This window comes from Roseisolibacter sp. H3M3-2 (genome assembly GCF_029211165.1).
Classification (GTDB): Bacteria; Gemmatimonadota; Gemmatimonadetes; order Gemmatimonadales; family Gemmatimonadaceae; genus Roseisolibacter.
Genome location: NZ_JARGEK010000102.1, coordinates 1 through 13567, shown reverse-complemented (window position 1 = coordinate 13567; position 13567 = coordinate 1). Strand labels below are relative to the sequence as shown.

General features: G+C 75.0%; 14 protein-coding genes. 2 read left to right on the top strand and 12 right to left on the bottom strand.

The features are described from left to right. Positions 1-65: 65 nt before the first annotated feature. The 12 genes from PYV61_RS10680 to PYV61_RS10625 form a co-directional block, all read right to left on the bottom strand. Positions 66-938, bottom strand: a complete 873-nt coding sequence (locus PYV61_RS10680; protein WP_275831205.1) for a permease-like cell division protein FtsX — start codon at positions 936-938, stop codon at positions 66-68. Next, entirely contained in the window at positions 935-1693 is a 759-nt protein-coding gene (gene ftsE, locus PYV61_RS10675; protein WP_275831203.1) for a cell division ATP-binding protein FtsE, read from the bottom strand. The genes PYV61_RS10680 and ftsE overlap by 4 nt, the downstream gene beginning before the upstream one ends. Before the next feature lie 19 nt (positions 1694-1712). Next, entirely contained in the window at positions 1713-2909 is a 1197-nt protein-coding gene (locus PYV61_RS10670) for an aminotransferase class I/II-fold pyridoxal phosphate-dependent enzyme (protein WP_275831201.1), read from the bottom strand. A gap of 28 nt (positions 2910-2937) precedes the next feature. Continuing rightward, the gene (locus PYV61_RS10665; protein WP_275831199.1) at positions 2938-3258 is read right to left on the bottom strand and encodes a molybdopterin dinucleotide binding domain-containing protein; all 321 of its coding nucleotides are present in this window, start codon (positions 3256-3258) and stop codon (positions 2938-2940) included. Continuing rightward, complete coding sequence (locus PYV61_RS10660) at positions 3255-3872, bottom strand: hypothetical protein (RefSeq protein WP_275831197.1); 618 nt, start codon at positions 3870-3872, stop codon at positions 3255-3257. The genes PYV61_RS10665 and PYV61_RS10660 overlap by 4 nt, the downstream gene beginning before the upstream one ends. Next, positions 3869-4807 carry an ATP-binding protein gene (locus tag PYV61_RS10655; RefSeq protein ID WP_275831194.1) on the bottom strand — a complete coding sequence of 313 codons (939 nt, stop codon included), beginning with the start codon at positions 4805-4807 and terminating at the stop codon, positions 3869-3871. The genes PYV61_RS10660 and PYV61_RS10655 overlap by 4 nt, the downstream gene beginning before the upstream one ends. 38 nt (positions 4808-4845) lie before the next feature. Beyond that, positions 4846-5919 carry a hypothetical protein gene (locus PYV61_RS10650; RefSeq protein WP_275831192.1) on the bottom strand — a complete coding sequence of 358 codons (1074 nt, stop codon included), beginning with the start codon at positions 5917-5919 and terminating at the stop codon, positions 4846-4848. A 73-nt stretch (positions 5920-5992) separates the two neighbouring features. Next, complete coding sequence (locus PYV61_RS10645) at positions 5993-7018, bottom strand: ROK family protein (protein ID WP_275831190.1); 1026 nt, start codon at positions 7016-7018, stop codon at positions 5993-5995. A 31-nt stretch (positions 7019-7049) separates the two neighbouring features. After that, positions 7050-8072 carry a glycosyltransferase family 9 protein gene (locus PYV61_RS10640; RefSeq protein ID WP_275831188.1) on the bottom strand — a complete coding sequence of 341 codons (1023 nt, stop codon included), beginning with the start codon at positions 8070-8072 and terminating at the stop codon, positions 7050-7052. Positions 8073-8186: 114 nt separating this feature from the next. Continuing rightward, on the bottom strand, positions 8187-9983 hold the full coding sequence (lepA, locus tag PYV61_RS10635; RefSeq protein WP_345785232.1) for a translation elongation factor 4: 1797 nt from the start codon (positions 9981-9983) through the stop codon (positions 8187-8189). Positions 9984-10095: 112 nt separating this feature from the next. Then, positions 10096-11604 carry a hypothetical protein gene (locus PYV61_RS10630; protein WP_275831184.1) on the bottom strand — a complete coding sequence of 503 codons (1509 nt, stop codon included), beginning with the start codon at positions 11602-11604 and terminating at the stop codon, positions 10096-10098. A 116-nt stretch (positions 11605-11720) separates the two neighbouring features. Beyond that, positions 11721-11999 carry a hypothetical protein gene (locus PYV61_RS10625; RefSeq protein ID WP_275831182.1) on the bottom strand — a complete coding sequence of 93 codons (279 nt, stop codon included), beginning with the start codon at positions 11997-11999 and terminating at the stop codon, positions 11721-11723. Positions 12000-12180: 181 nt separating this feature from the next. Between PYV61_RS10625 and PYV61_RS10620 the strand changes: the two genes are divergently transcribed. Beyond that, positions 12181-13110, top strand: coding sequence for a DUF58 domain-containing protein (locus PYV61_RS10620; RefSeq protein ID WP_275831180.1), 930 nt, complete (start codon positions 12181-12183; stop codon positions 13108-13110). A gap of 9 nt (positions 13111-13119) precedes the next feature. Then, the coding region (locus PYV61_RS10615; protein WP_275831178.1) for a BatA domain-containing protein at positions 13120-13567 on the top strand (448 nt) is incomplete at its 3' end.

Here is a 13567-nt window from a genome sequence, read left to right as displayed (position 1 = left end):
GGAGCTGGAGCGGGTGCGGCGCGAGCGCGCCGCGCGCCGCGACGGCAGCCAGCTTCACCGCGCCCTCACTGCCAGCGGCGGCGGTCCGCGCCGACCCGCCGCAGCTGGCGCCCCACCGACAGCGCGCTGGCGAGCAGCCCGAGCACCGCGCCCGCCAGCACGCCCAGCGCCGCCGTCGAGACGGGGAAGAACGTCGTGCGCACCACGTAGCGGCTCACCAGCCCGTGCGCCGCCCAGGTCAGCACCAGCGCCAGCAGCCCGCCCGCCAGCCCCTTGAGCGTGCCGTCGACCAGGAAGGGCAGGCGGACGAACCCGTCGGTCGCCCCCACCAGCCGCATGATCTGGATCTCCTTCGCGCGCGCCAGCACGGCCATGCGGATCGTGGCGCTGACGATGATCGCCGCCGCCAGCGCGAACGCCAGCCCGAGCGCGAGCCCCGTGACCGCGGCCACCGAGCGGATGCGCGCCAGCTTGCGCACCCACTCCTCGCCGTAGCGCACCTCCTCGATCGACGGCGCCTCGCGCACCGCGGCGGCGACCTTCTCGACGCTCGCCACGTCGCGCCGTCCCTCGCGCAGCCGGATCTCCAGCGACGCGGGGAGCACCGCGGCGTCGAACACGTCGCGGAACTCGCCCAGCTCGCTCCGCGCGCGGTCGAGCGCCTCGCGCGGCGACACGTACGTCACCGTCGCCACCTCGGGGAGCCGCTGGAGCGACGACGCGTCGGCCATGACCAGCGCGTCGTCGGCGCTGTCGCGCACGAAGGCGCGGATCTCGACGCGCTCCTCCACCTCGACCAGCGCGCGGCGGATGTTGGTCGCGACCAGCCCGAACAGCCCGACGGAGAACAGCGAGAAGGCGATGGTCGCGATCCCGAGCGCGCCGAGCAGGGGGGCGCGGCGCCACCCGACCAGCGCCTCGCGCAGCGCGCGGCTCACGGCGCCCCCCCGGCGTCGTCGGGCGTCTCGCGCCGCCGCACCTCGCCCAGCGCCGCCGCCACCGCGTCGGCCGCCGGCGTCGACGCGCCCGCGGCCGCCGAGTCGTGCACGAGGCGCCCGCGGAGCATCTCCAGCACTCGCAGGTCGCTCCGCCGGACCAGCTCCAGGTTGTGCGTCGCCATCAGCACCGCGGTCCCCGACGCGTTGATCTCGCGCAGCAGCTGGAACACGCCGCGCGCCGCGCGGTCGTCGAGGTTGCCGGTCGGCTCGTCGGCCAGCAGCAGCAGCGGGCGGTTCACGATCGCGCGCGCGATCGCCACGCGCTGCTGCTCGCCCCCCGACAGCTCGTGCGGGTGCGAGGTGCCCTTGGCGGCCAGCCCGACCTGCGCCAGCGCGCGCGCCACGCGGTCGCGGATCGTCGCCGCCGGCACGCCGGTGACCTCGAGCGCGAAGGCGACGTTCTGCTCCGCCGAGCGGTCGGGGAGGAGGCGGAAGTCCTGGAAGACGACGCCGAGCTTGCGGCGCAGCAGCGCGACCTCCTTCCCGCGCGCCGTCGACACCGAGTGCCCGGCCACGCGCACCTCCCCCTGCGTCGGCCGCTCCTCGGCGTACGCGAGCTTGAGCAGCGAGCTCTTGCCCGACCCGCTCGGGCCGGTGAGGAAGGCGAACTCCCCCTTCTGCAGCTCGAACGACACCGCGTGCAGGGCGACGCCCGTGCGCGGGTACTCCTTCACGACGTTGTAGTAGCGCAGCACGGCGGGACCTGCGACCGGGTCAGGCGCCGAGCGCCTGCTCGACGTCGGCGATCAGGTCCTCGGCGTTCTCGATGCCGACGCTGATGCGCAGGAACCCGTCCGGGATCCCGATGGCGGCGCGCGCCTCCGACGTCATGTGCGCGTGCGACGTGTAGCGCGGCTCGCAGACCAGCGAGTCGACGCCGCCGAGCGAGGTCGCGTGCGTGATGACGCGCAGCGCCCGCACGAAGCGGTCGGCCGCCTCGCCGCCGCCGGCCAGCTCGATCGCCATCATCCCGCCGAACCCGTCGAGGGTCTCGGCGGCGAGCGCGTGGTCGGGGTGCGAGGCGAGGCCGGGGTAGTGCACGCGCGCCACCGCCGGGTGCTCCTCGCACCAGCGGGCCAGCGCCAGCGCGTTCTCGTTCTGCCGCCGCACGCGCACGTCGAGCGTCTTGAGCCCGCGCTCCAGCAGCCAGCAGGCGAACGGGTCGGGCGCCTGGCCCCACACCATCATCTTCTGGCGCACCTCCTCGACGTACGACGCGGTGCCGAGCACCACGCCGCCGAGGATGTCGTGGTGACCGTTCAGGTACTTGGTCGCCGAGTGGATGACGACGTCGGCCCCGTGCGCGAGCGGGCGGAAGTTCACCGGGCTCGCGAAGGTCGAGTCGATCACCAGCGCCAGCCCCAGCTCGTGCGTCAGCGAGGCCAGCGGGCGCAGGTCGAGGACGCGCGTCGTCGGGTTGACCGGGCTCTCGATGAACACCGCGCGCGTGGACGGGCGCACCGCGCGCCGCCAGTCGCGCGACTGCGTCGGCTCGACGAACGTCGTCTCGATGCCGAGCGTCGCGAACTCCTGCGTCAGCAGCTTGTGCGTCCCGCCGTAGATCCAGGCGCTCGACACCAGGTGGTCGCCGGGGCGGAGCAGGGCGAGCATCGCGCACGCCGTCGCGCCCATCCCGCTGCTCAGCAGCAGCGCCGACTCCGCGCCCTCCAGCAGCGCCAGCCGGCGCTGTACCGTCTCGGCGTTCGGCGTGTTGCCGTAGCGCGTGTAGAGCAGCCCCTCCCCGGTGCCGTGCGGCTGGAGGAAGTTGACCGACTGCACGAGCGGCGACACGACCGGCGCGCCGGCCTCGCCGTGGGCGCGGTCGGCGGCGGCGCGGTCGCCGTGGATGGCGAGCGTCGACAGGCCCGGCGCCGGGGGCGCCGCGGTGGGGGAGTCGGAGGGCACGGGCATGGGGCGGGGGCGCCGGGGGCGCCGCGCGTCAGACGAAGCGCCCGACCTCGGGGGGGGCGTCGAGGTCCGGCTTGATCAGGTACACGATCTCAGACGGGGCGACGCCCGGCACGTCACGGACGGCCACGTCCCCGCGCGGGAGGGAGTCGTCGATCACCAGCGTCGCCAGCTGCTGCCGGCGCGGCCCCTCGACCACGACGAGCTCCCCGTCCTCGAGCATCCGCTGGCGCGCCTCGTTGCCGTTGATGCGCACCTGCGGCCCCCGCTCGGCGTCGCTCACCCGGGTCGCCTGGAACTGCGCGACCCGCATCGGGCGCGACGTCTGCGGCCGGCGGTAGAGGGGGCTCACGCCGCCCGCCCCCGGGCCGGGCCGGGCTCCGGCGGCAGCTCCAGCCGCGCCCCGACCGCCGCCCACCCGCCGTCGACCGGCATCACCAGCCGGCGCGCCGCCAGCCGCTCCAGCAGCGGCGCCGCGTCCGCGCCGAGCGCCTCCGCGTCGGCGGCCCCCAGCTCGCACAGGCGGTCCCACGCCGCCCGCTCCTCCGCCGCGACCTCGCCCACCAGCTGCGCGCGCCCGTCCACCTGCGCCACGATCGCCAGCCCGTGGCGCTCCAGCACCGCCTCGATCGCGTCGAGGTGCCGGTCGCAGACCCCGCGGAACACGAAGTACCCCTCGGGGACCCCCGCCTCGCGCGCCTCCTGCGCCCGCGCCTCGATGGCGCGCGCCGCGTCCTCGACGGAGCGCAGCATCAGCTTGGCCACGATCTCGTCGGCGCAGCTGAAGTCGAGCAGCGTCACCTGCGAGAAGTCGATCACCGTCACCGTGCGCCCGCCGGCCTCCGCGATCGCGCGCTCGATCTCGGTGCGCACGGCCACGCCCGTCGGGCGGGTGACGAGGTTCGAGTACAGGGCGCACACGGTGCCGCGCAGCACCGAGCCCAGGTCGATGTGATGGTGGATCACAGCAGCTCCAGGCGCGACGCGGCGGCGGCGCCGCGCGCGGGGGTGGCGGTCGCCTGGGGGGCGGCCGCCGGGATCGTGATCTGCACCTGCGCGCCGGGGAAGGGGGGGAGCGATTCGGCCAGCGCGGGATCGTCGTCCCACTCCGGCACGAGGGCGATGCGGGCCGTCCCGCTCCGCACGGAGAGCTTACCCTCCCACTTCGTCACGAACGACCGGATGCCTGCAAGCCCCTGGCCACGCCCCTTGTCGGTGAACCGGCTCACGTTGCGCAGCACCGCCTGCTCCAGCGCCATCCCGTCGTCCCACCGGTCGCCGCGCGGGCGCTGGTGGTTGCTCTCCAGCGACCTGCGGAAGCCGATGCCGGCGTCGCACACCGCGATCACGACGACCCGCCGCCCGAGGCGCTTCTTCCACGTGTAGGTCTGCACCGCCACCCAGCCGCCGCGCCCCGCGTGCTCGACGACGTTCTGGCACGCCTCGGACAGCGCCATCGAGAAGCGGATCGTCGCCCGCGAGTCGAGCCCGAGCTGGTCGCGCAGGATCGTCTGCGACCGCTCCTGGATCTGCCCGACCACGTCGTGCACGTCGCTCGCCTGGCGGATGGCGGTGATCTCCAGCAGCACGCTCGACTCCCCCGCCGGCCGCGCGCGCGGCGCCGGGCGCCCGAAGTCGTACAGCTGCTCGGCGTGCCGGAAGAAGCCCGTGCGCGACCAGTACGAGACCGTGTCGTCGGCCTCGGGCGCCGCGAACGCCGGGCGCACCTCGCGCGACTGCGCGAGCGCCAGCAGCGCCGTCAGCCCGTACGGCGACGCCCACCGGACGTGCCGCGCGTCCACCAGCAGCCGGGCGTCGGGCGGCACGGCCGCCAGCTGCGCGACCACCTGCTCGAAGGCCGGCTCGTCGAGCCACGGCGGGACGGTGAGGACTGCGGACACGGAGAGTCTCGAGGCGCCGAGCGCGGGGCGCCGAGCGGTCAGAGGAGGCCGATCTCGCCCCGGAGGAACGCCGCCAACCCCGACGCGCCCCGGTGCTCGACGTTCCGCGACGCGGCCGCGTTCGCCGCCGCCATCGCGTCGGACAAGGTATCACCCGCGAGCAGGCGCGAGAAATGGGTCGCGCCCCAGACGTCGCCGCACCCCGTCGGGTCGCCGTCCCCCCCGCGGGCAAGGACCCCCGGGACCAGCGCCGTCCGGATCGGCCCCGCCGCCCCGCCGCCCACGCCGGTCACGACGTCGGCGCGCGCCGACGCCCGCGCCGGCCCGCCCGCCAGGTCGAGCGCCCCGTCGCGCGCCAGCCCGTCGAAGTCCGACTGGGCGAAGTACGCGACCCCGCGCTTCCCCAGCGTCACGCTCAGGCACCGCACCCCGTTCGCCGACGCGGTCGCGGCCAGCGCCATCGGGTCGGGGGCGAGCAGCGCCAGCTCGTCCTCGTTCACCTGCAGCAGGTCGAAGCAGCGGCACCACGCGGCGACGTCCGGCAGCGGGCGCGGCGTGCGCAGCCCCCCCGGCTGCACCGCCAGCAGCAGCGAGTGCAGGTCGCCGTACATCACGCCCTTGTAGTGCTGCCGCAGCAGCTGCGTCGTCTCGAGGTCCAGCTCGAAGCCGGAGATGAAGTTGACGTACAGCGCGTCGAGGTCCTGCAGCAGCGGCGCCAGCCCGAGCCACGTCCACCCCGGCACGCCGCCGTGCAGCACCTCGCTCCGCCGCTCCGAGCTGTAGTAGAACAGCTCGACGCGGTTGTTGGGGTAGGGCACCTCGACCAGCGCCGCGTCGCGCGACAGTCGCGTCAGCGTGGCGAGGAACTCGTTCGCCTGCGCGTAGCGGTCGTACCCGACCTTCATGACGGGGACGATCTCCCAGTCGTCGGGGAGCGCCGCGTCGAGCGCGCCGAGGGCGTAGGTGATCCCGCCCCACTCCTCCACCGGCGCCGACCGCACGTCGCGCCCGTGGATGACGTCCCAGACGAAGGTGCCGATGACGCCGAGCCGCTTCTTGCGCGCGGGCCCGGCGGGCGTCGCTCCGCCCGGCGCTCGGCGCTCGGCGCTCACGCGGTCGCGGCGACGACGTGAGCGCCGAGCGCCGAGCGCCGAGCGGTCGGGGAGCTGCGAAGTCGGCGCCCGCTCACGCGTCCCGCTGCTGCAGGAACGTCGCGACCGCGCCGACCACGCCCGCCGTCCCCGGCAGCGTCCCCGGCACGATGCGGCACGACTCGACCGCCGACCGGAACGCGCGGCGGCGCACCTCGGCGCGCAGCGGCTCGAACAGCGCCTCGCCCGCCTGCGTCACGCCGCCGGCGATCACCACCACGTCGGGGTTGAACACGTTCAGCAGGTTGGCGAGCCCCGCGCCGAGGAAGCGCGCCGTGTCGCGCACCACCTCGCGCGCCAGCGGGTCCTCCTGCTCGCTCGCCTGGTACACCGTCGCCGCGGTGATGCGGTCGAGCTGCCCGTCCACCATCGACGGCAGCACCGACGCCTCGCCGCTCTCCAGCGCCTCGCGCGCGCGCAGCGCGATGTTCGGCCCCGACGCGTACGCCTCCAGGCAGCCGTAGTTTCCGCACTTGCAGCGGCGCCCGTTGGAGTCGATGGTCATGTGCCCGATCTCCCCGGCTACGTCCGACGAGCCGTGGTACAGGCGGCCGTCGAGGATCATCCCGCCGCCGATCCCGGTGCCGATCGTCACGCCGATGACGTTGCGCCCGCCCTTGGCCGCGCCCGTCCACCACTCGCCGAGCGTGGCGCAGTTGGCGTCGTTGTCGAGCGTCGCGTCGAGCCCCACGCGCTCCTGGATCAGCTGCCGCAGCGGCAGGTTGCGCCACCCGAGGTTGGGCGCGACCACCACGATCCCCTTCTCGCGGTCGAGCGGCCCGGGCGCGCCGACGCCGACGCCGAGGAACGCGTCGCGTCCCACGCCCTCCTCGAGGCGCGTCTGCGAGACCACGTTGTCGATCATCTCGCAGATGCGGTCGACCACCGCGTCCGGCCCCTGCTCGGAGCGCGTGGGCTGCGAGCGCACGCCGATCTCGCGGCTGCCGTCGGTCGGCATCGCGCCCACGACGATGTTCGTCCCCCCGAGGTCGACGCCGACCACGTAGCGGCGGGCGTCCCCGGCGGGGGCGGGAGTGCTGGTGGCGGCGGGCGTCGTCATCGGGGGAGTCGGGTGTGCGTCGCGGGCGCGGTCAGGGCGACGGGGCCGGGTCCGCCGGCGCGGCGCCCGCGAGCGCGCCCCGCGCCAGCGCCGCCACCGCCTCCGCCGACAGCTCGCGCATGCACCGCCAGTGGCCGAGGGGACACCGGGCGGGGCCGTGCGGGTCGCAGGGGCGGCAGGCCAGGCCGTCCACCCCCGCCGTCCGACTCCCCGGCGCGAGCGGCCCGAACCCGAACTCCGGCACCGTCGGGCCAAAGATAGTCAGGGCGGGAGTCCCCACCGCCGAGGCCAGGTGCTGGGGCGCCGAGTCGTTGGTGACCAGCAGCGCCGCCCGCCGGAGCAGCTCCGCGCTCCCCAGCAGCGACAGCCGCCCCGTGGCGTCCAGCGCCCGCCCGGGCGGGCACGCCGCGATTATCGCCTCCGCCAGCTCGCGGTCGCCGGGCCCCCCGACCACCACCACGGCGTGCGACGCCGCCAGCGCCGCCCCCAGCGCCGGGTAGTACGGCCACCGCTTGGTCGCCCAGACGCTCCCCGGCGCCACCGCGACGAAGGGCCCGCGCACCTCCGCGAGCAGCGCGTCCACGGCGCTCCGTTCCGCGTCCCCCGGCACCAGCCGCGGCGCCGGCGCCTCCCCGCCCGCGTCCTCCGTCGCCGCCGCCAGCGACAGCAGCCGTGCCGCGTGGTGCCGCGCCGGGTCGTACGCCACCACGCGCGTGTAGAAGGCGCGCGCCTGCCGCGACGTGTCGAACCCCACCCGCGTCCCGCACCCCGCCAGCCACGCCAGCGCCGCGCTACGCGGCGACCCCTGCGCCATGTACGCGACCCGCCCCCCCTCCGCCGGCAGCGCCCGGATCCGCCGAGCCACCCGCACCAACCCGCCCACCCCCCGATCCGCCCCCCGCTTGTCGTACACGACGAGCGTCCGCACCGCCGGGTGCCCCGTGAGGATCGCCGCCGCGTCCTGCCGCGCCGCCACGTCCACCGCGCCTCGCCGCGCCAACGCCTCGATCAACGGCGTCGTCACCACGACGTCGCCGAGAAACGACGTCTGCACGACGAGCGAGGTCTGAACCGGGGCCGCCGGAGCGCTCGGCGCCCGGCGCCGAGCGTTCCCGCGGGACGGAGTGAGCGCCGGGCGCCGGGCGCCGGGCGGAACGAACGACGCGGATCACTCGACTTGAAGGACCGCCAGGAACGCCTCCTGGGGAATCTCCACCGCGCCGACCTGCTTCATCCGCTTCTTCCCCTCCTTCTGCTTCTCCAGGAGCTTGCGCTTCCGCGAGATGTCGCCGCCGTAGCACTTCGCCAGCACGTCCTTCCGCAGCGGCTTCACCGTCGTCCGCGCGATCACCTTCTGCCCGATCGCCGCCTGGATCGCCACCTCGAACAGCTGCCGCGGGATCAGGTCCTTGAGCTTGTCGGCGATCTTCCGCCCCCACTCGTACGCCTTGTCCTTGTGGATGATCACCGAGAACGCGTCGATCGGGTCCCCGTTGATCAGCATGTCGAGGCGCACCAGGTCGCTCTCGCGGTAGCCGAGCATCTCGTAGTCGAGCGACGCGTAGCCGCGCGACACCGTCTTCATCTTGTCGAAGAAGTCGAGGATGATCTCGGCCAGCGGGAACTCGAAGTCGAACTCGACGCGCTCCTGGTCCAGGTACGTCATGTTCTTGTAGATCCCGCGCCGCTCCGTGCCGAGCGTCATCAGCGGCCCGATGTAGTCCTTCGGGGCCATGATGCGCGCCTTCACGTACGGCTCCTCGACCGCCGCGATCACCCCCGCCGGCGGCATCAGCGACGGGTTCTCGATCTCCGTCAACGTGCCGTCGGTGAGGTGGACCTTGTACTCCACGCTCGGCACCGTCGTGACGAGGTCGAGGTCGTACTCGCGCTCCAGGCGCTCCTGCACGATCTCCATGTGCAGCAGCCCGAGGAAGCCGCACCGGAAGCCGAAGCCGAGCGCCGTCGACGTCTCCGGCTCGTACTGGAGCGAGGCGTCGTTCAGCTGCAGCTTCTCCAGCGCGTCGCGCAGCAGCTCGTACTGCGTCGTGTCCGTCGGGTAGATGCCGGCGAACACGAACGAGCGCACCTCCTGGTAGCCCGGGAGCGGCTCCTCGGCGCGGTTCGTCGCGTCGAACACCGTGTCGCCCGCACGCGTCTCCTTCACCGAGCGCACGCTCGCCACCACGTAGCCGACCTCGCCCGGCCCCAGCTGGTCCGCCTTGACCTGGCGCAGCTGGTTGTAGCCGACCTCCGCGACCTCGTAGACGGCGTCGTTGGAGCCGAAGGTGATCTGCATCTTCGGCTTCAGCACCCCGTCCACCACGCGCACGCTCGGGATGGCCCCGCGGTACTTGTCGTAGTACGAGTCGTAGATCAGCGCGCGCAGCGGCCCGTCCGGGTCGCCCGTCGGGGCGGGGACGCGCTCGACCACCGCCTCCAGCAGGTCGCCGATGCCGATGCCGGCCTTGGCGCTCACCCGCAGGATCCCGTCCGGGTCGACCCCCAGCAGGTCGGCCACCTCCTGCGCGCGGCGGTCCGGCTCGGCGCCCGGGAGGTCGATCTTGTTGAGGATCGGGATGATCTCCAGCCCCGCGTCCATCGCCAGGAACAGGTTCGACAGCGTCTGCGCCTGGATCCCCTGGCTGGCGTCGACCACCAGCACCGCCCCCTCGCACGCCGCCAGCGACCGCGACACCTCGTAGGTGAAGTCGACGTGGCCCGGCGTGTCGATCAGGTTCAGCTCGTACGTCTCGCCGTCCTTGGCCGTGTAGCTCATGCGGACGGCGTTCAGCTTGATCGTGATCCCGCGCTCACGCTCGAGGTCGAGGGTGTCGAGGACCTGGGCCTTCATTTCGCGCTTCTGCAGCATGCCCGTCTCTTCGATCAGGCGGTCGGCCAGCGTCGACTTGCCGTGGTCGATGTGGGCGACGATGCAGAAGTTGCGGATCTTGTCGAGCTGCAACGGGGGGAGCCGGAACGGGGAGGGAGCGCGCAAGCTGGTGCAGCCGCACAATATAGACGGCCCCGCGCGGCGATTGCACCGCGCGGGGCCGCGTCCGTCCGGCCGGTCCGGGTCAGGGCGTCCGGCTGCGCCCCTCGCCGCCCGACCCGCGCCCCTCGCCGCCGGAGCTCCGCCCCTCGCCGCCGCCCGAGCGCCCGCCGCCGGCGTCGCCCGAGCGGGTGGCGCCCCCGCCGTCGCCGCGCCCGACGATCGCCCGGTCGGCGCCCGACCGCTCGGCCCCGGACCGGGCGCGCTCCGCCGCCGACGCCCGCGCGCGCTCCGCCGCGCCCGACCGCCCGAAGTCGTCGACCACCCCGCCGCGCCCCCCGAGCCCCGCCGTGCGCCCGAACGCGGGATCGTTCCAGCGCGCCCGCCCGGTGCGGTGGTCGAACGCGCTCGCGACCCCCGACGCCGCCAGCTCGGCGGCGCGCATCCGGCGCTCCACCGCCGGCACGTCGAGCCGCGACAGCTGCTCGACCCGCTCGGCCCGGAACGCGGCGCGCCGCTCGGCGGCCGGCCCGCCCGGGCGGAGGCGCTCCTCGCGCTCGCCGAGGAGTCGCTCGCGGAGGCGCGCCCGGCGCTCGTCGGCCGACCCGCCCGCCGCGACCCGCGCGCCGGGGCCCGCCAGCACCTCGCTCGGCTTCACCTTGAGGCTGTCGCCCGGGCGCGTCGTCGTGTCGCGGACATCGCCGGGGATCGCCGGCGTCGGCCGCCCGTTCGGCATGTCGATCGCCCCCGCCTGCCAGGCCTGCGCGAACGACGGGAGGAAGGTGCGGTTGTTGAACGTCGGGCAGAGCCCCCAGAACGCCGAGTTGGCGCGCGACGCCCGGTCGATGTAGAACGCCTGCATCGAGCGGCCCGAGTACGGGAACCAGAGGCCCGACCACATCCACGTGTTGTGGAACGAGGGCGGCCCGAGGTACGTGTCCCAGGGGTCGAACACCGCCCACATGTCGCGGAAGTAGTTGTAGCTGTACTGGTCGAACGCGCGGACGCCGCACTGCATCGCGAGCATCGCCGCCTGCCCCGTGAGGCGCGGGCCGACGTACGCGAAGTCCGCCGCGTACGGCGCGTCCGGCGTCGGCAGCACCACCTCGGCCACCGTCTCCAGCGCGTCCTCGGCCTCGTAGCCCAGGTCGGCCAGGTTCACCTGGTACGCCCAGTTGGAGCCCCGGGCGAAGCGCGTCAGGTCCAGGCGCTGGTCGGACGTCAGCACGAACACGAACGGCACCGCCGCCCGCGGCCCGCCGGCCCAGCCGCCGTACTGCGTGTACGACGCGTTCGCGCGGTAGGTCTTCCCGCCGCGCACCATCCCGTCCTCCTTCGGCGACTCCGGCCAGACCACGCGCAGTCGGCCGTCGCGCGACACCGCGAACGCCGCCGCGTACGCGTCGCGCTCGGCCGCGAAGTAGGTCGACGCCGCCATCCCGCCGAGCGCCGTCGCCGGCGTCCACACCTTGACGCCCGGGGCGTCCCCGCTCGCGGCCGCGCGCGACGCCGCCCCGGTCTCCGGCTTCGGCAACGACGAACAGGCGGCACTCGTCAGGAGCGCCGCCGCGGTGAGGAGAGTGCAGGCTCTCATGGGACCTGCGCGCATGGCGCGGGAGTGGGAGGGCAGGGACTCCGCGCGGGCGTCGTCGCCGGGCGCGGATCCGTGTTCGGCGTCACGTGTCGCAAGACTCGGGCGCCCGGCGCCCGTCACAGCCACCCGCGATCCTGCGCCGTGTGGATCGCGCGTGCCAGCACCGTCAGCACCGCCGCGGGCACCAGCACCAGCCCCGCGTCGAGCAGAATCTCGCCGAGCTCCGGGTCGGTGGTGTGGAAGGCCCATGCGGCGCAGACGAATCCGGGGACGGCGCACACCCAGCAGGCGAGCGCGGTGCGCACCCAGAACCAGCGCCGCTCGCGCGCGTCCGCCGCGTACTCGCGGAGGTGCCGCTCCGCCCGGGCCGCCCGCTCCTCGCGCTCGATGACCATGGCGGGAGGTTGCGGCACGCTCCGGACCGTGTCCAGTGTCGGCGTGCGCCGGCCGTCGCTGTCCGATCCCGGGGACGATCCGCGTCCCCGGCGGTGGACGACCGCGCGGCGTCAACGTTCGGTTCGGGACGCGCCGCGCGGCCCTACAGCGCGCCCGCGACGGCGGGTAGCTTCCCCGGCCATGCCCGCCCCCCGCGCCGACCTGCTCGACCCCGCCTCCGTGGCCGCCCTCGGCGGGCTGGAGATCGTCGCCCGCTGGGTCGTCGACGGCTTCATCACCGGGCTGCACCGCTCGCCGCGCCGAGGCTTCTCGGTGGAGTTCGCGGAGCACCGCCCCTACCAGCCCGGCGACGACCTCCGGTACCTCGACTGGCGCATCGCCGCCCGCGCCGACCGCTGGGTGGTCAAGCAGTTCGAGGAGGAGACCAACCTCCGCGCGACACTCGTCCTCGACGTCAGCCGGTCGATGGCGTGGACCGGCGCCCCGGCCGGCGGGCGCGGCGTGCGGACGCCGCGCATGACCAAGCTGGCGTACGCCGAGCAGCTGGTCGCGGCGCTGTCGCTCCTGCTGCTCCGGCAGCGCGACGCCGTGGGGCTGGTGCGCTTCGACGACGACGTGCGCTCGGTCGTCGTGCCCCGCTCCCGCACCGGGCAGTGGCGCCGCATCCTCGGCGCCCTCGCCGAGCCGGGCGCCGGCACCGAGACCAAGGCGGGGATGGGGCTCGCCCGGGCCGCGCGCCTCGTGCGCCGCGCCGGCATGGTGATGCTCGTCTCCGACCTGCTGGTCGAGCAGGAGGAGGTCGAGGAGTCGCTGCGCGGGCTGCGCGCCGCCGGGCACGACGTCACCGTGCTCCACGTCATGGACCCCGCGGAGCGCGACCTGTCGATGATGGCCGGCGAGGCGGTGTTCGAGGACCCCGAGACCGGCCTCGCCGTCCCCGCCGTCGTGGGCGAGGTGCGCGACGCCTACCGCGCGACCGTCGACGCGGCGCTCGACGGGTGGCGCGCCGCCTGCGCCCGCCTCGGCGCGCGCTACGTGCAGGTCCAGACCGACACGCCGTTCGGCGTCCCGCTGCGGCACGCCTTCGCGGCGCGCACGCGCGTCCCCTAGCGCGCCCGCATGCAGTTCCTCGCCCCGCTCTGGCTCGCGCTCGGCGCCGCCGCCGCCGTCCCGCTCCTCCTGCACCTGCTGCGGCGCCGCATCGGCACGCGGGTCGAGTTCCCCGCGGCGCGCTACCTCGCCCGCGCGGAGCAGGAGCACAGCGCGAAGCTGCGCCTGCGCAACTGGCTGCTGATGGCGCTGCGCGTGATCGCGGTGCTGCTCGTCGCGCTCGCGGCGGCGCGTCCGGTCGCCGACCTGCGCACCGCCGCCCACGCGCCGACGGCGCTGGCCGTCGTCCTCGACAACTCGCTGAGTACCACGGCGGTCGCCGGCGGCCACCCCGTGCTCGACGCGCCGATGGCCGAGGCGGGGCGCGTGCTGGACGCCGCGTCCGCCGGCGACCGCGCGTGGCTCGTCACCGCCGGCGGGCGGGTCACCGGGGGCGCGCCGATCGCCGTGCGCGTGA